The organism is Thermomonospora curvata DSM 43183, assembly GCF_000024385.1.
GTDB classification, from domain to species: Bacteria; Actinomycetota; Actinomycetes; order Streptosporangiales; family Streptosporangiaceae; genus Thermomonospora; species Thermomonospora curvata.
On the sequence record NC_013510.1, the window covers coordinates 1229350 to 1249293 of the forward strand.

Genomic DNA, 19944 nt, shown 5'->3' on the forward strand with positions numbered 1-19944 from the left:
GCAGATGCAGCCGGGGCCGTACGGGCCGCCGTCGCGGCCCTCGTCCACTCCGGCGCCCGGGGACGTCCGGGTCGCCGGAGCGCCGCTCGGGCCGTCTTCGGACGCGCCGCACGGCCCGGACGTCATCAGCGACGCCGACGCCGCATCCCCCCGGCCTTCCCCTGAGCGCCCCGCGCCCAAGGGTCTGCGCCTGCCGGTGAAACTGGCCGCCGCGGCGGGTGCGGCGGTGGTGCTGGCGGGCGGAGGCGCCATCGCCGGCCTCCTGGTGGGAGGCGGCGAGGAGAAGACCACCGTCCGGCCCATCCCGCTGGCCGACGCCCCCAAGGCGCCCGACCCCCAGGTGCTGGCGGCCCAGCAGCGGCAGCTGAACCTGGAGCGCGCCTACCGCGCCGCCGCCAGGGACGCCCGCAAGGAGATGGTGCTGGAGGCCAAGGGCCACACCCCCACTCCCACGCCCACCCCCAGCACCGGCGCCGGTGAAAGCGGCGGCGGCACCCCGTATGCGGGCAACCCCGTCCCGGCCGGGGAGGCGCAGCGCATCGCCAAGGCGATGCTGCCGGAGTTCGGCTTCGACCCCAACACCCAGTTCGGCTGCCTGGTCGAGCTGTGGCAGCGGGAGAGCGGCTGGCGGGTGAACGCGCAAAGCCCGTCCGGTGCCTACGGCATCCCGCAGGCGCTGCCCGGCAGCAAGATGGCCAGCGCCGGTCCCGACTGGCGGACCAACCCGCGCACCCAGATCAAGTGGGGCCTGGGCTACATCAAGGGCCGCTACGGCACGCCGTGCGGGGCCTGGGGTCACTTCCAGCGGAACGGCTGGTACTGATTCCCGCCGGTCATTTCCGCCCGGTCATCGCGAGCACGTCCAAAGCCTCGTCGAGCTGCCGCAGGGTGAGCGTGCCCCGGTCGACGTGGCCGCGTTCCAGCACCACCTGCCGGATCGTCTTGCGCTCTGCCAGCGCCTGCTTGACGACGGCGGCGGCCTCCTCATACCCCAGGTAGCGGTTGAGGGGCGTGACGATCGACGGGGAGGACTCCGCATAGATCCGGCAGCGCGCCACGTCGGCCTCGATGCCGGCCACGCAGCGGTCGGCCAGCAGCCGGCAGGCGTTGCTCAGCAGCCGGATCGACTCCAGCAGGTTGCCGGCCAGCAGCGGCAGCATCACGTTGAGCTCGAAGTTGCCGGAGGCCCCCGCGAAGGCGATCGCCGCGTCGTTGCCGATCACCTGGGCGGCCACCTGCAGGACCGACTCGCAGATCACCGGGTTGACCTTGCCCGGCATGATCGATGAGCCCGGCTGCAGGTCCGGCAGGCGGATCTCGGCCAGCCCGGCGGTGGGCCCCGAGGCCATCCAGCGCAGATCGTTGGCGATCTTGTGCAGCCCGACCGCGATGGTGCGCAGCGCCCCGCTGGTCTCCACCAGGGCGTCCCGGGCGCCCTGGGCCTCGAAGTGGTTGCGGGCCTCGCGCAGCGGCAGCCCGGTGTCGGCGGCCAGCTCGGCGATCACTCGGGCGGCGAAGCCGGGCGGGGTGTTGACACCGGTGCCGACCGCCGTGCCGCCCAGCGGCAGCTCCGCCAGCCGCGGCAGCACCGCCTCCAGCCGTTCCACCCCGTAGCGGGCCTGCGCCGCGTAACCGCCGAACTCCTGCCCCAGCGTGACCGGGGTGGCGTCCATCAGGTGGGTGCGCCCGGCCTTGACCACGTCGGCGAATTCCCCCGCCTTGCGTTCCAGCGCGGCGGCCAGGTGCCGCAGCGCGGGGATGAGGTCGCGCACCACCCCCTCGGTGGCGGCGATGTGGATCGAGGAGGGGAAGACGTCGTTGGAGGACTGGGAGGCGTTCACCTCGTCGTTGGGGTGCACCGGGCGGCCCAGCCGCTCGCTCGCCAACGCGGCGATCACCTCGTTGGCGTTCATGTTGGAGGAGGTGCCCGAACCGGTCTGGAACACATCGACCGGGAAGTGGGCATGCCACCTGCCGTCGGCCACCTCGCGCGCCGCGGCCTCGATCGCCGCGGCGACCTGCGGCTCCAGCACGCCCAGTGCGGCGTTCACCCGGGCGGCGGCGGCCTTGATCCGGCCCAGCGCGCAGATCTGCGCCTCGTCGATGGGACGGCCGGAGATGGGGAAGTTCTCCACCGCCCGCTGGGTCTGCGCGCCCCACTTGGCCTCGGCGGGGACGCGCACCTCGCCCATGGAGTCCCGCTCGATCCGATGATCTTGTTCGGGCATCTGCGACACCTCCGGCTGCGATCTACTCCGCTGTAGACGGCAGCCGACAGATGCCCGCTCGCATTCCCGCCATGCCCGTGACCGGGCTCACTTGTTGATCTGCAGCTGCTTGCGGGCGCCGGGTTTGCCGGGGGGCTGCTTGACCCCCTTGACCCACACCTCGCAGGCGGCGGTGTCGTAGATGACCGCCGTCAGCCGGGGTTTGTCGAAGATCCGCTCCTCGCCCTTGGCCAGATCGCCGTTGAACTCATAGCCCAGCGATCCCGGCTCGGTCACAAAGGCCCGGCAGGTGTCGCCGATCGCCCGGATGACCAGCGGGTGGTCGACGGCGGCCGACGGGATCGCCGCCGGCTGCCCGGGGGACTGCGGGGGGCCCTCGCCGGCGGCGGCCTGCCCGGGGCCGGGGTCGTCGTTGCGGGTGACCATCCCGACGACCAGCGCGCCGGTGCCCACCCCGCAGGCGGCCACGGTCGCCGCGATCAGCCCGACCACCACCGCCAGCCGGTAGCGCGGGGTGGCCTGGCGGCGGGCGCTGCGGGGCGCCGACATCGCCCGCTCCAGCCGGTCGGCGGCGCGGGCGTGGCTGAGCCGGCGCAGCGGGTTCTTCTGCAGCAGCCCCGACAGCACCGGGGCCAGCGGGCCGGCGTTCTGCGCGGGCGGCGGCTCCTCGTTGGCCAGCGCGCTGAGCGTGGCCATCACATTGCCCCGGTCGAAGGGGGGACGGCCCTCCACCGCGGCGTACAGGGTGGCGCCCAGCGACCACAGGTCCGACTGGGGGGTGGCGCGCTCACCGGCGGCCACCTCGGGCGCCACATAGGCGGGTGAGCCCATGAAGTGCCCTGACTTGGTCAGGTTCGTCGCGCCGGAGGAGAAGGCCAGCCCGAAGTCGGTGAGCACCACCCGGTCGCCGTCCAGCAGCACGTTGGACGGCTTGATGTCGCGGTGGATGATGCCCGAGCGGTGCGCCACCGCCAGCGCGTCCAGCAGCTGCCGGCCGATGTGCGCCACCCGCTCCGGCGGCAGCGGCCCGTTGGTCTCGATGAGCTGCTCCAGGTTGGGCGCCTCGATCAGCTCCATCACGATCCACGGCCGGCCCTGCTCGATCACCACGTCGTAGACCTCGACGATCGAGGGGGTGCGCAGCTGCGCCGGGGCACGGGCCTCCCGCAGGGTGCGGCGGTAGAAGACCACCCGCTCCTCTTCGCTCAGATCCGGGGGAAGCCGCAGCTCCTTGATCGCTACCGCGCGATCCAGCAGCTCATCGTGCCCACGCCAGACCGTCCCGTTGGCGCCTTGGCCGATTTCGGAAACCAGCCGATAGCGCGTCGCAAGTACGAGGCGCTCTGACTGAGACATGGCGAGAAAGATACCGGATTGACATCCTTCCCATGGCTGAAGTCGGGGGATTGCGGTCCCTCACGGGCCGGCTTTCCCCCGCCTCCCCCGCCGGTCGCCTGCGGGAAGTTCCCCTCCGCCGGGCCTTCCGCGGTGCCGCGGCGGGCCGTCTCTTCTCTGCTCCTGCCGGGGCGCCGGCCGGGAAGACCGCTCGTGACGTGGGTGTCTTGGCCGCACATGACGCCACGGGCCGGGGAGGTCCCGAAGGGGCGCGGCCCGGTCGCCCTCCGCCGTCGCCGATTGCGCGCCGCTTTGTGAAATCCCTTACGGTGGCGCGCCGTGTTTCCCGCTCGGAAGCCGAAGGGTTCTTCAAACTTCAAAGAATTTCCGCCGAGATTATGACCGCCTGGTCATTTTGCTGGGCGCACATGAGGACGGCGGTAATCCGGCCGGGACGGGCTCACCGCCCCGGCCGGGATCGGCGCGCGGGCCTTTAGCGGCGTCCGATGGTCAGCAGCGGCCCGGTGGTGTCGGCGAAGAAGTCATTGCCCTTGTCGTCCACCACGATGAAGGCGGGGAAGTCCTCCACCTCGATCTTCCAGACCGCCTCCATGCCCAGCTCGGGGTACTCCAGGACCTCGACCTTCTTGATGCAGTCCTGGGCCAGGCGGGCCGCCGGGCCGCCGATCGAGCCCAGGTAGAACCCGCCGTACTTCTTGCAGGCCTCGGTGACCTGCCGGGAGCGGTTGCCCTTGGCCAGCATGACGTAGGAGCCGCCGGCGGCCTGGAACTGCTCGACATAGGAGTCCATCCGCCCCGCGGTGGTGGGGCCGAAGGAGCCGCTGGCGTACCCCTCGGGGGTCTTGGCCGGGCCGGCGTAGTAGACGGCGTGGTCGCGCATGTACTGCGGCATCGGCTCGCCGGCGTCCAGCCGCTCCTTGATCTTGGCGTGCGCGATGTCGCGGGCCACCACCAGCGGGCCGGTCAGCGACAGCCGGGTCTTGACCGGGTACTTGCTCAGCTCGGCGCGGATCTCGTCCATCGGCCGGTTCAGGTCGATGCGGACGACCTCGCCGCCCAGCTCCTCGGCGGTGGTGTCGGGCAGGAACCGCGCCGGGTCGGTCTCCAACTGCTCCAAGAAGACGCCCTCCGGCGTGATCTTGGCCAGGGCCTGCCGGTCGGCGCTGCAGGAGACCGCGATGGCCACCGGGCAGGAGGCGCCGTGCCGGGGCAGGCGCACCACCCGCACGTCGTGGCAGAAGTACTTGCCGCCGAACTGGGCGCCGATGCCCAGGTTCCGGGTCAGCTCCAGCACCTGCCGCTCCATCTCCAGGTCGCGGAAACCGTGCCCGGACATCGACCCGGAGGTGGGCAGCCCGTCCAGGTAGCGGGCCGAGGCGTACTTGGCGACCTTGAGGGCGTACTCGGCGCTGGTGCCGCCCACCACGATGGCCAGGTGGTAGGGCGGGCAGGCGGCGGTGCCCAGGGAACGGATCTTCTCCTCCAGGAAGGCCATCATCCGCTTGGGGTTCAAGACGGCCTTGGTCTCCTGGTACAGGAACGATTTGTTGGCGCTGCCGCCGCCCTTGGCCATGAACAGGAACTTGTAGGAGTCCCCGGCGGTGGCATACAGCTCGATTTGCGCCGGCAGGTTGTTGCCGGTGTTCTTCTCCTCCCACATGGTCAGCGGGGCCATCTGGGAGTAACGCAAATTGAGCTTGGTGTAGGCGTCGTACACGCCGCGCGAAATGTGCTCCTCATCGCGGCCGTCGGTGAGCACGTGCTGGCCGCGCTTGCCCATGACGATGGCGGTACCGGTGTCCTGGCACATGGGCAGCACGCCGGCGGCGGCGATATTGGCGTTCTTCAGCAGGTCCAGCGCCACGAACCGGTCGTTGGGGGAGGCCTCGGGGTCGTCGAGGATGTTGCGGAGCTGCTGCAGGTGCGAAGGGCGCAGCAGATGCGCGATGTCGCGCATCGCCGTCTCGGTGAGCATCCGCAGCACCTCCGGCTCCACCTGCAGGAACGTGCGGCCCCCCGCCTCGAGGGTGGAAATCCCGTCGGTGGTCAGCAACCGGTATTCGGTCTCGTCCGGTCCGGTCGGCAGCAGGTCGGTGTAGGAGAACTCAGCCATCTCACGTTCCTCGCATCGCCATGAGCAGGGGCGTCCCTCAGGTTACGACGTGCCCTCCGAGGCACTGTGCGGGGTCGGCCGCGGTGAGGCAGATCACCACATGCCACGATCGGATCGGTCCGGGGCCGCGGCCGCCCCGCCGACGCAAGGCAGCGGACCATGGTGAGCGAGTTCACCCCGCCCGCGAGGGCCTGGAGGCCGATGTGCGGGACCTGCATCTGCCGCTGGACCCTGCCGCCGGAAAGCTGCCGGCGCAGATCGCCGCGGGCGTGCGCGCGGCGGTCCGGGAGGGGCGGCTGGCCGCCGGCGCCCGGCTGCCTCCACCCGCGCCCTCGCCCGCCGCCTGGGCGTCTCCCGCGGGGTCGTGGTGGCGGCGCCGGCCGGGCTGCCGGGCGTCGCCGTCCGGGGCGTGGCGGCGGGCCTGCACGTGTACGCCGAGCTGCCCGCCTCCTGCGACGAGGAGAAGGTGGTCACCGAGGCCTCGCATCGTGGCCTGCTCCTGCAGGGCGCGGCGCCCATGTGGTCACGGCCGGCAAAGCCCGCCCTCGTACTGGGCTATGGACGGGTAAACGAGGCCCGCCTGAGGTCTGCCGTCGACATCCTCAAGCAGGTGATTGCCCCAGGGGGCGGTGGGTAGAAGGGCAAGGGGAGGAGAGGGGGACCCATGAGCCTGGAGGAAGCAGCGCGTCAACTCAAGCTGGCCGTGCACGACGCGCAGGTGGCGTTCGACTGCGTCGGGCTGGGAGAGCTGGACCGGGCGCAGGAGCACACCATCATCGCGCGCACGGCGGCGGACGCCGCGGCGCTGGCGCTGCAGGAGGCGTTGCGGACCATGGCCCCTGACGAGGCCGCCCGCGAGGGCGAGCGGGCGGTGGCGGCCTTGGAGGACCGGCACACGCCTCCGGTGTGAGTGAACCTTTTCCAACACGCGGCCCAAGGCACCGAGGACGGGAGTCTCGATGGTCTCCAATGCCGCGACGTTGTAGGTCACGGCATCGCCCCTGACCGCGGGCCCCGTCTCGCCCTGCGGAGACGGCGTGTTGAAAAAGGTTCAGCGACTCTGGCGGCCCGGTGGAGGGGAGGGGCCGCCGGAGCAGCCGCGGGAGAAAACAATCGGGGAGATGAGACACGCTGCCGGCGACCGCGCCGCAGGGGCGGCCGTCGCCGGATCTGCATGCCGGTTTCAAGCGGTCGCGGCGGCCGGACGCGCCGCGCCCACCGGTTCCGGGGCGAATCCCCCGGCCAGCGCGACTATGAGGGCGACCAGCACGGCGGGCGCCGCGAAGGCCACTCGCAGCCCGTCGGTGGCGCTGAGCGGGGCGATCGCCCCCATCAGGGCCGCGCCCAGCACGAACCCCACGTAGTTGAAGACGTTCAGCCGCGCCACGGCCACCCCCAGCCCGGTCGGGTCGACCCGCCCGGCGGCCGAGAACGCCACCGGCGCCACCACCGCCAGCCCCAGCCCGGCCACGGCGAACGCGGCGATGGCGGCCGCGGCGCCCGGAGCGGCCACCACGCCGATCATCCCGGCCAGCCCGGCCAGCCCGCCGAGCCTGACCACCCGCACCCCGCCCCACCGGCGCACCCCCAGGTCGGCGGCGGCCCTGCTGGCGACCATGGCGATCTGGTAGGCCACATAGCCCAGCGGGACCGCATACCCGGCGGCGCCCAGCTCGTCCTCCAGGTACTTGGCGCTGTAGTTGGAGATCGCCGCGTCGGCCAGGTAGAAGATCCCCATGGCCGCGCCCACGACCAGGACGGGACGCCAGGGCACCCGCCGGGCCGCGGCCTTCAGCTCCGCGGCGCCGGGGCCCGTTCCCTCCTCGCCGCGGCGCAGCAGGCGCGGCCCGGTGAGCAGCGAGACGGCCGCGCCCAGCGCGGCCGGGATGGCAAAGCCCGCCGCCAGGCCCAGCTCCAGCCGGTTGGCCAGCGCCACCCACAGCCCGCCGGCGATCCCGGCCACGCTCCACACCGCGTAAAAACCGGTCAGCAAACTGACGCCGTAGCGGCGCTCGACCGCCACCGCCTGGGCGTTCATGGCCGCGTCCACCGCGCCGACGAACAGCCCGAACAGCGCCACCGCCGCATACAGCAGCGGCATCCGCCCGCCGGTCAGCCCGATCATCGTGACGGCCAGGCACACCCCCGGCTGCGCCCACCGCAGCACCGGGGCGCTGCCGAAGCGGGCGAACAGGGCGCCGGCGGCCACGCTGCCCACCCCGGCGATGACCGGGACGAGCAGCAGCACCACCGCCAGCGTCCCGTCGCTCATGCCATGGGCGTCCTGCACCCGCGGCACCCGGGTCACCAGGGAGGCAAAGCACAGCCCTTGGACGGCGAAGGCGGCGTACGCCGACAGGCGCGCCTGGCGGTCCCGCGGGCTCATGAGCGGTCCTCGAAGCTCAGAAGGAGAACATGAAGAATGTTCGCGTCAGCCTAGAGAGCCGGAAACCGCCCGGTCAATGCCCGCACAAGAGCGCATTCACTTTCTGATCTCCAGCGCCGGCACCCAGGACGCTATCGTCGAATGCGTGGACGTCTCCAGGCCTCCGATCCCCGCGGAACCGGTGACCCGCGTGCACGACCTGCGCGCCTCCGACGCCGATCGCGAGCGCGTGGTGCAGGTGCTCACCGAGGCGCTCGCCGACGGACGGCTCACCCCCGAAGAGCACGCCGAGCGCACCGCCCGGGCCTATGCCGCCCGCACCCTCGGCGAGCTGACCGGCCTGACCGGCGACCTCACCCCGCCGGAGGCGCAGCCCATCCTGGTCGACGACCGCCCCCTGCAGGCCACCTTCGGCTCGCTGCGCCGCGAAGGGCGCTGGGTGATGCCGGTGCGGCTGCCGCTGCTGGCCCTGTTCGGCACCGTCGAGCTCGATCTGCGCGAGGCCATCCTGCAGCGCCGCCACGTCGTGCTCGACACGCTGTCGCTGTGCGGCCGCATCCGGCTGCTGGTCCCCGAGGGCGTGCAGGTGGACGTGACCGGCCGCACCATGCTCAGCACCCGCGAGGTGCGGGTCAGGCCCGCCGACGGGGGACCCACCGTGGAGATCAGCGGGCGGATGATCCTGAGCTCGGTCAAGGCCCGCGCCCCCAAGCGCACGCTGCGCGAACGGGTGCGCGGGCGGCTGCGCCGGACGTCCTGACCATCCGCCCGCCCCTCGCCGCGGGCGGGCCGCTACACCGCCTGGTCGAAGTTGATGGCGCTGTAGGCGCGCAGCTTGCCCAGCTGGTGCTCGCTCTCCACCTTGCGGATGGTGCCGCTGCGCGAGCGCATCACCAGCGAGTGCGTGATCGCCTTGCCCTTGCCGAAACGCACCCCGCCCAGCAGCTCCCCGTCGGTGATGCCGGTGGCGGCGAAGAACACATCGTCGGAGGTGACCAGGTCGTCGGTGGTCAGCACCCGCGACAGGTCGTGCCCGGCCTCGGTGGCCTTGCGCCGCTCGGCCTCATCGCGCGGCCACAGCTTGCCCTGGATGACCCCGCCCATCGCCTTGACCGCGCAGGCGGCGATGATGCCCTCGGGGGTGCCGCCGATGCCCAGCAGCAGGTCCACCCCGGTGCCCTCGCGGGCCGCCATGATGGCCCCGGCCACGTCGCCGTCGGTGATGAACTTGATCCGGGCGCCGGCCTCGCGGACCTCCTTGACGATCCCCTCGTGCCGCGGCCGATCCAAGATCACCACGGTGACGTCCTCCACCGCCGAGCCCTTGGCCCGGGCCACCGCCTTGATGTTGTCGGCGATCGGCCGCTCGATGTCCACCACATCGGCCGCCTCCGGCCCGGTGACCAGCTTCTCCATGTAGAAGACCGCCGAGGGGTCGTACATCGAGCCGCGGGCGGCCACCGCGATCACCGCGATGGCGTTCGGCATGCCCATCGAGGTCAGGCGGGTGCCGTCGATCGGGTCCACCGCCACATCGCACTCCGGGCCGCTGCCGTCGCCCACTTCCTCGCCGTTGTAGAGCATGGGGGCGTTGTCTTTTTCGCCCTCGCCGATGACGACCACGCCCCGCATGGACACCGTGTTGATCAATTGGCGCATGGCGTTGACGGCCGCGCCGTCGGCCCCGTTCTTATCGCCCCGGCCGACCCAGCGCGCGGCGGCCATGGCCGCCGCCTCGGTCACCCGTACCAGCTCCATGGCCAGGTTGCGGTCGGGCGCGGCGGGCTCGGTGACCAGCGGCGAGGAGACGGAGTTTCCATCGGACCCAGCGGACATGGCAGACATCGCGTTACAGCCCTTTCGGTCGCAGGTGCCTGAGATTTTCCGTTCGGCCGGCCCGAGCCACAAAATTGGACCAGACCAACCCGACGGTACCCATGCCCCGCCGATCGGCCCTTCACCGGGTCCCCGGCAAGGGACCCGGCTGTTGCGATTGGGTGACCACCTGTAGCGAGGAATCGTTCCCGCCGTCCCATAGGGCGTAATCTCTGCTGTCATGAGCAGCGACATCCAAGTGCCGCCCGGTGAGGCCGGAGCGGGCGGCACGGCCTCGGCGAGCGCCACCTCCGGTGGAGGGGCCGACAACGCGGGCCGGGTCCCCGCGCAGGGCGGGGAGACTCCGGCGCGGGGTTCCGACCGCGGGGCGGCCACCCGCAGCGCCCTGCTCGCCGCGGCGCGGGACGTCTTCGCCGAATGCGGGTTCGCCCAGGCCGCGGTGACCGACATCGTCGCCCGGGCGGGAGCCAGCGTCGGCAGCCTCTACCACCACTTCAACGGCAAGGCCGACCTGTACCTGACGCTGTGGGAGGAGTTCCAGGCCCGCCAGCAGGAGCGCACCCGCCAGGCCGTGCACGCCGCCCGGGCGGCCGGGGAGAGCGACCCGATGCGGCTGTTCATCGCCGGGGCCAACGCCTACCTGGACGGCTGCCTGGCCGACCGGCGGCTCTCCCGACTGTTCGTGCGCGGCGACGGCCCGCCCGGTTTTGAGCGGGTGATGCAAAAGCGGCTGCGCAAGTGGGCCCGCCGCAACGCCGCCCTCTTCCACGCGCCCGACGGGACCGTGGACGAACCGCTGGTCACCGTGCTCACCGGCGCGATGGCCGCGGCCGTCACCGAGATCGCCGGCGAAGAGGACGAGCAGGCCGCCCGCAAGACGGCCTCGGAGATCATGGCCATCATCGAGACCATCCGCAACCCCCGTACGGAGCGCTCCTGACCGTGCGCGATCCTGGCAGCGTGACCGACGAGACCTCGCAGCCGGCCACCCGGCCGCAGCCCTCCGCCCCGGCCGGGGCGCCGGACGCCCCCCACGACACGGCACCGGAGGGCCGGCGGGCCGAAGGGCCGTATGAGGTGAGCCCGGGGGTTTACAAGCGGCTGACCACCGGCCTGGGCGGCTACGCCCTGGCGATGCTGACCTGCCTGCTGCTGGTCGGCCTGGTCGTGCTGATCAGCCCCCGCGAGCACACCGAGAACCTCCCCACCGTCGACTACGGCGTCCACCTGGCCCGGCTGCGCGCCGACGCCCCCTACACCCCCTACGCCCCCGAAGGGCTGCCGTCCACTTGGCGGGCCACCAGCTCCCGGCTGAGCGGCCTGGACGGCGACGACGCCGAGGACCCGGTGGCCTGGCACCTGGGCATGGTGACCCCTTCGGACGAGTACGCCGCACTGGAGCAAAGCGACGAGCAGCCGGTCAGTGAGTACCTGTGGCGGATGACCAACTCCCGCGAGCCGGTCGGCGTCCAGCAGGTCGCCGGCCAGACCTGGCAGCGCTACTACCGCAGGGACAAGAATCAGCGCTCGCTGGTGCGCACCCTGCCCGGCCTCACCCTGGTGGTCACCGGCACCGCCTCCTATGAGGAACTGGCCGTGCTGGCCGCCTCCCTCAAGCCCCAGCCCAAGGACACGGCCGCCCCCTCCCCGTCGGCCGCTCCCACGAGCGGGTCCTGAGCCCGGCTCCGGCCGCAAAGCCCGCACGACCGCCGGATTCGCCCGGGGACACGGCATCGCGCTTCCCGGGGGCGGAAGCATGCGCTGAAGAGCCGGGCCCGGCGGCTGCTTTCAGGGCCGGCCGCCTCAAAACGGCGGGGCGGAGTCGGGCTCGGCGTCGTCCTCGGCGGCGGCCGTGGCGGCGGCCAGCCGGGCGCGGGCTCCCTCCAGCCACTCCTGGCAGATCTCGGCGAGCTTTTCGCCGCGCTCCCACAGCTTCAGCGACTCCTCCAAGGTGAGCCCGCCGGCCTCCAGCCGCCGCACCACCTCGGCCAGTTCGTCGCGGGCCTGCTCGTAGGAGGGCCTGGTGTCGTCCGTCACGGCGCCCAGCCTAATCCGCCGGTCCGACGGCGGTGGCGCGCAGGCGGCCGCCGGCCAGCCGCACCAGCAGCTCCTCGCCCGGCTCGGCCTGCGCCGCCGCCCGCAGCACCGTCCCGTCCGGGCGCTGCACGATCGCATAGCCGCGCTCCAGCGTGGCGGCCGGTGACAGCGCCCGCAGCCGGGCCCGGGTGTGCGCCAGATGATCGGCCTCCCGCTCCAGGGACGCCGCCAGGGCGCGGCGGGCCCGCTCGCGCAGCCCTTCCACCTGCTCGGCCTTGCGTTCCACCTCGCGCACCGGGTCGGCCAGCGCCGGACGCGAGCGCATCGCCTCCAGCCAGGCCAGCTCCCGCTCCAGCCGCCCGGCCAGGCAGCGCCGCCCCCGGTCGCGCAGCTGCCGGATGAGCCGCAGCTGCTCGCGCACGTCCGGGACGATGTGCTTGGCGGCGTCCGTCGGCGTGGAGGCCCGCACGTCGGCGACCAGATCCAGCAGCGGGCTGTCCTGCTCGTGCCCGATCGCGCTGACCACCGGGGTGCGGGCGGCGGCCACCGCGCGCACCAGCGCCTCGTCGGAGAACGGCAGCAGATCCTCCATCGACCCGCCGCCCCGGGCGATGACGATCACCTCCACCTGCGGGTCGGCGTCCAGCCTGCGCAGCGCCTCCAGCACCTCGGGGACGGCCTGGGCGCCCTGCACCGCGGCGTGCTCGATGCGAAAGCGCACCGCCGGCCAGCGGCGCCGGGCGTTGCGCAGCACATCGTGCTCGGCGTCGGACTCGCGGCCGCAGATCAGCCCGACCACCGCCGGCAGGAACGGCAGCGGCCGCTTGCGCTCGGGCCGAAACAGCCCCTCGGCGGCCAGCACCTGCTTGAGCCGTTCCAGCCGGGCCAGCAGCTCGCCGACCCCGACCGGGCGGACCTCCAGCGCGCTCAGCGAGAAGGCCCCGCGGTTGACCCAAAAGTCCGGCTTGGCGCAGATGACCACGCGGGCGCCGCCGGTCACCGCCGGGCCGGCCGCCTCGAACACCGCCCGGGGGCCGACCACCCGCACCGACATGTTGGCCACCGGGTCGCGCAGCGTCAGATAGACGGTGCCCGCCCGCCGGTTGAGCTCGGTGATCTGGCCCTCCACCCAGATGCGGCCCAGCCTGCCGATCCAGCCGGCCACCGCGTTCAGTACGGTCCGCACCGGCACCGGGGACTCCGCCGAGGTCTGCATCGCCATGCCCGGCAGCCTAACCGCGGGGATGCCGGGGAGCGGCCCTGAACGCCGGACGCCGGGCCCGGTGCGCACCGGGCCCGGCGTCCGGCCGGAAACCGCTCGAAAACGGGTCGTCAGCGGTCGCCGTTGAGCTTGGCGAGGCGGTTCTCATACATGCGCAGCACCTCGGCGCGGGCGGCGTGGTTGCGCTCGTACTCGCGCAGCAGCCGGACCTGCTCGGCGCTCAGCCCGCGCAGCCGGGCCCGCAGCTGCGGCAGCGTGGCCTCGTCGTAGTTGGGCACCGGCAGCTCGGCCGCGGTCTTGGCCGCCTTCTTCGGACCCGGCTCGCCGCGGGCGGCCTGCGGCTCGGGCTTCTCGGACTTCGGCTCAGGCTGCGGCTCGGTCTTCGGCTCAGGCTGCGGGGCGGGCTCGGGACGGGCGGCAGGGGAGGACTCGGCGCCGGCCTTGGCCGCGGGCTTGCCGACCGCGATCTCCTTCGGGGCGGGCCGCGGCCTGGAGCGGGCGGCGGGCGGCTCGGCGACCGGGGTGGGGGCGGCCGCGGTCTCCTCCTCGCCGCCGCGCACCAGCGTCGCCACCCGGTCGGCGACCTTCGCCGCGGTGTGCTGGGCGTCCTCGCGGAGCCGGTGGAGCACCGGCCCCACCCCGTGCTCGCGCAGGTCCTTGTAGTCCCTGGTCACCCGGTCGCTCAGCAGCAGAGCCCGGCCCACGCCGAACATCGCCAGCCGGATCGCGTGCAGCGGGAGGTCGCGGACCTGTTCGCTCACGGCGTGCTGGAGTTGCTGTTTGAGGCGGCGCGGCGACTTGGTCATCGTCCTCGTCTCCCTGCTGTCCCCGGAAATCGGTCTGAAGCGGTTTGGAACAATCGAATGGCGTTGAATCGACACAACACGGCCGTCCTGTATCACTGTGCCGCACCGGTGCGATCACGGGCACCCCGCGCCGGACCCTTCCCGGCGGCCCGGAACGTGGAACGGATCACATCATGGCACCCGGCGGGCTCGGCTCCTTTCCCTGGCCGGTACCCGCCGCGGTTCCGCCGAACACGGGACGGACGACCCTATTCACCGGGCCGCGGCGTCCGTGGGGCGGGCGGATCCGCCCTCGCCCGTACAATTGGCCCATGACCTCCACCGCCGACCGCCGTGTCCTACTCGCCAAGCCGCGTGGTTATTGCGCGGGCGTCGATCGCGCCGTTCGGACGGTGGAGATCGCCTTGGAGAAGTACGGGGCGCCGATCTACGTCCGCAAGCAGATCGTCCACAACGTCCACGTGGTCAAAACGCTGGAAGAACGCGGGGCGATCTTCGTCGACGAGACCGAAGAGGTCCCCGAGGGCGCCATCGTGATCTTCTCGGCGCACGGGGTGGCCCCGGCGGTGCACGAGGAGGCGCGGGCCCGCAACCTGCGCACCATCGACGCGACCTGCCCGCTGGTCACCAAGGTGCACAAGGAGGCGGTGCGGTTCGCCGCCGACGACTACGACATCCTGCTGATCGGCCACGAGGGGCATGAGGAGGTCATCGGCACCTCCGGCGAGGCCCCCGACCACATCCGCCTGGTCGACGGCCCGGACGATGTGGCCAACGTGCAGGTTCGCGACCCGGACAAGGTGGCCTGGCTGTCGCAGACCACGCTGTCGGTGGACGAGACGATGGCCACGGTGGCGGCGCTGCGCGAACGCTTCCCCAATCTGGTCGACCCGCCGTCGGACGACATCTGCTACGCCACCCAGAACCGGCAGACCGCGGTCAAGCAGATCGCCGCGCAGGCCGAGCTGGTCATCGTGGTCGGCTCGCAGAACTCCTCCAACTCGGTGCGGCTGGTGGAGGTGGCCAAGGAGTACGGCGCCAAGGCGGCCCATCTGGTGGACTACGCCGACCAGATCGACCCGGCCTGGCTGGAGGGCGTCTCCACGGTCGGGGTGACCAGCGGCGCCTCGGTGCCGGAGATCCTGGTCCGCGGCGTGCTGGACTGGCTGGCCGAGCGCGGCTACGACCGGGTCGAGGAGATCGAGTCGGTGCCCGAGAGCATGCGCTTCGCCCTGCCCAAGGAACTGCGCAAGGACCTGCGCGCCCCCGCCTGAGCGGGGCGGTCTTTCAGTCGACCTCGCCGTGGTGCGGCGGCGGGGTGCGGCGCGGGGACTCCTCCCAGCGGACCGGGTCGGCGTTCTCGTCCTCCTGCAGGATCCGGCTGCCCGCCAGGCGCCTGCGCAGGTCGCGCACTTGCTCCGGCAGCCCGCGCGGGATCGCGATGAGCACCACCAGCGCACTGCCCCCATACAGCCAGGGCGCGCCGGTGGCCAGCGAGGTGAGCACGCCCACCAGCACCCCGCGCAGCAGGGACTCCTGACCGAGCGTGGTCAGCGTCTCGGCGACCACGGTGAGCACGAAGAACACCAGCGGCGGGCTCACCGTCAACGTCAGCAGGTCCGCCGGGCGGGTGGTCAGCGCGGCCAGCGCGCAGCCGGCCACGAACCCCAGCCCGGCCAGCAGCTCCAGGTCCAGCCAGCGCGCGGCCAGCGCACCGGTCAGCCCCAGCCCGAACAGGATGACGATGCCGCCCCGGCCGGTGACCGCGCCCGCCGACCGGCCCGGCCTGCCGGACCGGCGCGCCCTGGCGGGCCGGCCGGCTCGGCCCCGGCGCGCCGGCGCCTGCCCCGCCGACGCCGGTGCTGCGTCCCCGGACGGGCCGCGCGACGCCGTAGCGGTCATCTGTCCTCCTCGCTCGCCCCATCGGCATGGCCGTACCCGCCGTCCGCAGGCGGCGTGTTCGCCCGGGCCCGCACCGCCGCCTCAGCGGCCGTCGCGCCATGCCGTTCGTCGACGGGCACGGCGGTGGGACCGTCGGCGTCCCCGGGCGGCGCCTCCCGGCCGACCGGACCGGGGACGACCTGTTTTCCGAAACTTACAGGTCCGGAGGGCGAGTGCGCGGCCGGACGCCGGCCATCGCAGAGGTCATCGGGCGGGCCGGCGGCGGGGGAGGAGCCTGCCGCAGCGGGTTTCGCCGCAAGCTCGGCCGCCGACGGGGCGCGGGGACTGTCGGTCACCGGCCGCGGCGCCCGAAGCGGCTCATCGACCAGGCCCAGCTCGTTCATCCGGCGGGCGCTCACCAGCACCCGGCTCTCCAGCGACCCCACCGCCCGGTTGTAGGACCTGACCGCCCCGCTCAGCGACCGTCCCAGCTCGTCGATGTGGCCGCCCAGCGTGCCCAGCCGCTCATACAGCTGCCGGCCCAGCTCGAACACCGTCCGCGCGTTGCGCGACAGCGCCTCCTGCTGCCAGGCGTAGGCCACGGTGCGCAGCATCGACACCAAGGTGGTGGGGGTGGCGATGTGCACCCGGCGGGAGAGCGCGTACTCCAGCAGCTCGGGGGAGTGCTCCAGGGCCGGCGCCAAGAACGCCTCGCCCGGGATGAACAGCACCACGAACTCCGGCGCCGGGCTGAAGGCCCGCCAGTACGCCTTGGAGGCCAGGTGGTCCACGTGGTCGCGCAGCTGCCGGGCGTGCGCCTGCAGCCGCGCCGTCCGCAGCTTCGGATCGTCGGTGGCGGCGGCCTCCAGGTAGGCGCTCAGCGGCACCTTGGCGTCCACCACGATGGTCTTGCCGCCGACCAGGCGCACCACCAGGTCCGGCCGCAGCGCGCCGTCGTCGCCGTGGCCGGTGACCTGCTCGTCGAAGTCGCAGTGGCGCATCATGCCGGCCAGCTCCACCACCCGCCGCAGCTGCAGCTCGCCCCAGCGGCCCCGGGCCTCGGGCCGCTGCAGGGCGCGCGCCAGCGCCTGGGTCTCCGCCCGCAGCTCTTCGGAGCTGCGCCGCACGAACTCCACCTGCTTGGCCAGCATGGCGTGGGACTCGCGGCGGCCGGTCTCCACCTCCCGCAGCTGTTCGGCCACCTTCTCCAGCGTCTCCCGCAGCGGCGCCACCAGGTGCTCCACGGCCTGCTTGCGCCGCTCCAGCTCACCGGCCGCCTCGGCGCCGGCCGCCCGCAGCCGGGCGTCGGCCAGCTCCAGGAACCGCCGGTTGCTGGCGTCCAGGGCCTTGGCCGACAGGCTTTCAAAGTGCTCCGACAGCCGCTGCTCCAGGCGGCTCAGCTGCTCTTCGGCGGCCTTGGCGCGGGCGACCAGCACGGCCTGGCGGGTGGTGGCCAGCGCGTACCCGGCCACCGCGCCCAAGGCGAGCCCCAGGACCAGGCCGAGCAGCAGCGCGAGATCCATGCCCGAATCGTGGCACCGCAGTGGGGGCGAACCGACTCGACGCGCCGAGACACGGCCCGCCCCGGCAATTAGACTCACCGTTCACCAGTCGGATATGACGGGCGTCTTGCACCGGGCGATGACGTCCACGGACGGCAGGAAGCAGGTAGGAGGCCACGATGCCCGCCACCCCCCGGGCTGCTTCGAGCCGGCCCTTCGCGGCCGGGGCCAGGCGCCGCCTCGCCGCGGCGATCGCGCTGGAACCCCAAGACGGCCCCACCCCGCAGGCCCGCATGGCCGGGCGCTTCATCCGCATGTTCGGCAAATCGGCCTGGCAGTACGGGCCGGACGGCGACGCGGGCCTGGTGCGCCTGCAGCGGGCCACCGCCCTGCTGAGCCGGCTGCAGTTCGTCCCGCCGGGCGTGACGATCACCCCGGAGGACATCGGCCGGCCCAGCGGCAGCGAATGGGTCCGGGCGGGCATGCCCGATGAACGCAAGGTGCTGCTGTACCTGCACGGCGGTGGTTATTTCTTCGGCAGCCCGCGGCTTTACCGGCCGTTCAACTGGCGCCTGTCAGCCGCTACGGGACGTCCGGTATTCGCACTCGATTACCGGCTCGCCCCCGAGCACACCCCGGCCGACGCCCTCCAGGACGCCCTGGACGCCTACGACTTCCTCCTCAAACGCGGATATCGCGCCGAGGACGTCGTCGTGGGCGGCGATTCGGCCGGCGGGCACCTGACGCTGGCGCTGCTGCTGGCGCTGAAGAAAGAGGGCCGGCCCCTGCCCAGGGCCGCCATCTGCCTGTCCCCGTGGGCTGACCTGCTGTGCACCGCCGACTCCCACCGGGTCAACCGCCACAGCGACGTCCTCATCCCGGCGGACAAGCTCGCCTGGCTGGGCAGGCGGTTCTGCGCCGGCAAGAAGGAGGACGACCCGCTGTTCTCGCCGGTGCGCGGGGACCTGACGGGCCTGCCGCCGTTGATGCTCATCGCCAGCACCACCGAGATCCTCCGCGACGACTCCCGCGAGGTGGCCCGCCGGGCCCGCGCCGCCGGGGTCGAGGTCGTCCACCAGGAGTGGGCCGGGCAGGCGCACGTGTTCCCGGTGTTCGCCGACTACATCCCCGAGGGCAAGGCGGCCTTCCGGCACATGGCCGAGTTCCTCCGCCGCGTCGAAGGCTGACCGCGGGGCCGGCCGCGGAGTACGGGGGGACGCCCGGCAGCCAATAGACTCGCCTGGCGTGAGCCTGTCCATCGGAATCGTCGGGCTGCCCAACGTCGGCAAGTCCACGCTGTTCAACGCGCTGACCAAGAACGACGTGCTGGCCGCCAACTACCCGTTCGCCACCATCGAGCCGAACGTGGGCGTGGTGGGCGTGCCCGACCCGCGCCTGGAGAAGCTGGCGGAGATCTTCGGCTCGGCCAAGATCGTCCCGGCCACCGTGGAGTTCGTGGACATCGCCGGCATCGTGCGCGGCGCCTACGAGGGGCAGGGGCTGGGCAACAAGTTCCTGGCCAACATCCGCGAGACCAACGCCATCTGCCAGGTCATCCGGGTGTTCCGCGACCCGGATGTGACCCATGTGGACGGCTCGGTGGAGCCGCTGCGCGACATCGAGACCATCAACACCGAGCTGATCCTGGCCGACCTGCAGACCATCGAGAAGGCCCTGCCGCGCCTGGAGAAGGAGGCGCGCACCAAGAAGGACCGCGACGGGCTGGCCCTGGTGGACGCCGTCAAGACCGCCCAGAAGGTGCTGGACGGCGGCACCACCCTGTTCGCCGGGGCCGGTGCGGCCGGCATCGACCTGACACTGCTGCGCGAGCTGCAGCTGCTGACCGCCAAGCCGTTTTTGTACGTGTTCAACCTGGACGAGGACGAGCTGGCCGACCAGGAGCTGCGGGCCCGGATGAGCGAGCTGGTGGCCCCGGCCGAGGCGATCTTCCTGAACGCCAAGATCGAGGCCGAGCTGATCGAGCTGCCCGATGAGGAGGCGCTGGAACTGCTGCAGAGCATGGGCCAGCAGGAGTCGGGCCTGTCCCAGCTGGCGCGAGTGGGGTTCGACACGCTCGGGTTGCAGACCTTCCTGACCGCCGGGCCCAAGGAGGCCCGCGCCTGGACGATCCGCAAGGGCGCCACCGCCCCGGAGGCGGCCGGCGTCATCCACAGCGACTTCCAGCGCGGATTCATCAAGGCCGAGGTCATCTCGTTCGAGGACCTGGTGGAGGCCGGGTCCATGGCCGCCGCCCGCACCGCCGGCAAGGTCCGCATCGAGGGCAAGGACTATGTGATGCGCGACGGCGACGTCGTGGAGTTCCGTTTCAACGTTTGAGCAGGTCAACAGGCCATTCTTACGGCTATGACCTGACTTGGGCGGCAGATAGTCGATTGTGGCCGTCGGGTCATCTTCTCGGCTCCGGCGCCAGGTGGAGCGAGTTGTCCACAGCCGCGCGGCGGGGTGTGCGCCATAGCGTGTCGCTGGAACAATTGACATCCGTGGTTAGGCTGGGCCGGGTTAGGCTGAACGGGCCCTAATGCGGCCTAAGCCGATCCATGACCAGAGGATGACCAG

The 19944-nt window shown here is 72.5% G+C and carries 19 protein-coding genes; 9 read left to right on the top strand and 10 right to left on the bottom strand.

Annotated features, from left to right (window positions below; translation table 11 throughout):
- Positions 1-4: 4 nt before the first annotated feature.
- Complete coding sequence (locus TCUR_RS05315; RefSeq protein ID WP_012851447.1) at positions 5-823, top strand: aggregation-promoting factor C-terminal-like domain-containing protein; 819 nt, start codon at positions 5-7, stop codon at positions 821-823.
- A 10-nt stretch (positions 824-833) separates the two neighbouring features.
- On the opposite strand, the gene TCUR_RS05320 is transcribed toward TCUR_RS05315, so the two are convergent.
- The 3 genes from TCUR_RS05320 to TCUR_RS05335 form a co-directional block, all read right to left on the bottom strand.
- The gene (locus TCUR_RS05320; protein WP_012851448.1) at positions 834-2228 is read right to left on the bottom strand and encodes a class II fumarate hydratase; all 1395 of its coding nucleotides are present in this window, start codon (positions 2226-2228) and stop codon (positions 834-836) included.
- 87 nt (positions 2229-2315) lie between these two features.
- Positions 2316-3584: a serine/threonine-protein kinase gene (locus TCUR_RS05330; RefSeq protein ID WP_012851449.1), complete on the bottom strand. Its 1269-nt coding sequence runs from the start codon at positions 3582-3584 to the stop codon at positions 2316-2318.
- A 472-nt stretch (positions 3585-4056) separates the two neighbouring features.
- A complete protein-coding gene (locus tag TCUR_RS05335; RefSeq protein ID WP_012851450.1) occupies positions 4057-5697 on the bottom strand; it encodes a fumarate hydratase in 1641 nt (546 codons plus the stop codon).
- 364 nt (positions 5698-6061) lie between these two features.
- Here TCUR_RS05335 and TCUR_RS05340 point away from each other — a divergent pair, with 364 nt between their 5' ends.
- Together TCUR_RS05340 and TCUR_RS05345 are read left to right on the top strand one after the other, a co-directional pair.
- On the top strand, positions 6062-6334 hold the full coding sequence (locus tag TCUR_RS05340) for a hypothetical protein (RefSeq protein ID WP_169312998.1): 273 nt from the start codon (positions 6062-6064) through the stop codon (positions 6332-6334).
- Positions 6335-6361: 27 nt separating this feature from the next.
- Positions 6362-6607 carry a hypothetical protein gene (locus TCUR_RS05345; protein WP_012851451.1) on the top strand — a complete coding sequence of 82 codons (246 nt, stop codon included), beginning with the start codon at positions 6362-6364 and terminating at the stop codon, positions 6605-6607.
- A gap of 273 nt (positions 6608-6880) precedes the next feature.
- On the opposite strand, the gene TCUR_RS05350 is transcribed toward TCUR_RS05345, so the two are convergent.
- Positions 6881-8083 carry an MFS transporter gene (locus tag TCUR_RS05350; RefSeq protein ID WP_012851452.1) on the bottom strand — a complete coding sequence of 401 codons (1203 nt, stop codon included), beginning with the start codon at positions 8081-8083 and terminating at the stop codon, positions 6881-6883.
- A gap of 145 nt (positions 8084-8228) precedes the next feature.
- On the opposite strand from TCUR_RS05350, the gene TCUR_RS05355 reads away from it, so the two are divergent.
- The gene (locus TCUR_RS05355; protein WP_245536988.1) at positions 8229-8843 is read left to right on the top strand and encodes a DUF1707 SHOCT-like domain-containing protein; all 615 of its coding nucleotides are present in this window, start codon (positions 8229-8231) and stop codon (positions 8841-8843) included.
- A gap of 32 nt (positions 8844-8875) precedes the next feature.
- Here the strand turns inward: TCUR_RS05355 and glpX are convergent, their stop codons facing one another.
- Complete coding sequence (gene glpX / locus TCUR_RS05360; protein ID WP_041439334.1) at positions 8876-9919, bottom strand: class II fructose-bisphosphatase; 1044 nt, start codon at positions 9917-9919, stop codon at positions 8876-8878.
- A gap of 220 nt (positions 9920-10139) precedes the next feature.
- On the opposite strand from glpX, the gene TCUR_RS05365 reads away from it, so the two are divergent.
- Both TCUR_RS05365 and TCUR_RS05370 read left to right on the top strand, forming a co-directional pair.
- Entirely contained in the window at positions 10140-10859 is a 720-nt protein-coding gene (locus tag TCUR_RS05365) for a TetR/AcrR family transcriptional regulator (RefSeq protein ID WP_012851455.1), read from the top strand.
- 20 nt (positions 10860-10879) lie between these two features.
- Complete coding sequence (locus tag TCUR_RS05370; RefSeq protein ID WP_245536989.1) at positions 10880-11596, top strand: DUF4245 domain-containing protein; 717 nt, start codon at positions 10880-10882, stop codon at positions 11594-11596.
- A gap of 126 nt (positions 11597-11722) precedes the next feature.
- Here TCUR_RS05370 and TCUR_RS05375 read toward each other — a convergent pair whose 3' ends face one another.
- From TCUR_RS05375 to TCUR_RS24680, 3 genes are all read right to left on the bottom strand, one after another.
- Complete coding sequence (locus TCUR_RS05375) at positions 11723-11956, bottom strand: exodeoxyribonuclease VII small subunit (RefSeq protein ID WP_012851457.1); 234 nt, start codon at positions 11954-11956, stop codon at positions 11723-11725.
- A 10-nt stretch (positions 11957-11966) separates the two neighbouring features.
- A complete protein-coding gene (xseA, locus tag TCUR_RS05380) occupies positions 11967-13178 on the bottom strand; it encodes an exodeoxyribonuclease VII large subunit (protein WP_012851458.1) in 1212 nt (403 codons plus the stop codon).
- A gap of 110 nt (positions 13179-13288) precedes the next feature.
- Entirely contained in the window at positions 13289-13984 is a 696-nt protein-coding gene (locus TCUR_RS24680) for a DUF8129 domain-containing protein (protein WP_012851459.1), read from the bottom strand.
- Positions 13985-14295: 311 nt separating this feature from the next.
- Between TCUR_RS24680 and TCUR_RS05390 the strand changes: the two genes are divergently transcribed.
- Positions 14296-15258, top strand: coding sequence for a 4-hydroxy-3-methylbut-2-enyl diphosphate reductase (locus TCUR_RS05390; RefSeq protein ID WP_012851460.1), 963 nt, complete (start codon positions 14296-14298; stop codon positions 15256-15258).
- A 13-nt stretch (positions 15259-15271) separates the two neighbouring features.
- Here TCUR_RS05390 and TCUR_RS05395 read toward each other — a convergent pair whose 3' ends face one another.
- Both TCUR_RS05395 and TCUR_RS05400 read right to left on the bottom strand, forming a co-directional pair.
- A complete protein-coding gene (locus tag TCUR_RS05395) occupies positions 15272-15886 on the bottom strand; it encodes a DUF6542 domain-containing protein (protein WP_012851461.1) in 615 nt (204 codons plus the stop codon).
- On the bottom strand, positions 15883-17388 hold the full coding sequence (locus TCUR_RS05400) for a DNA recombination protein RmuC (RefSeq protein WP_012851462.1): 1506 nt from the start codon (positions 17386-17388) through the stop codon (positions 15883-15885). Before TCUR_RS05400 ends, TCUR_RS05395 begins: the two co-directional genes overlap by 4 nt.
- Positions 17389-17546: 158 nt before the next feature.
- Between TCUR_RS05400 and TCUR_RS05405 the strand changes: the two genes are divergently transcribed.
- Complete coding sequence (locus tag TCUR_RS05405) at positions 17547-18554, top strand: alpha/beta hydrolase (protein WP_012851463.1); 1008 nt, start codon at positions 17547-17549, stop codon at positions 18552-18554.
- Positions 18555-18612: 58 nt separating this feature from the next.
- The gene (ychF, locus tag TCUR_RS05410; RefSeq protein ID WP_012851464.1) at positions 18613-19704 is read left to right on the top strand and encodes a redox-regulated ATPase YchF; all 1092 of its coding nucleotides are present in this window, start codon (positions 18613-18615) and stop codon (positions 19702-19704) included.
- The last annotated feature ends 240 nt before the right edge of the window (positions 19705-19944 follow it).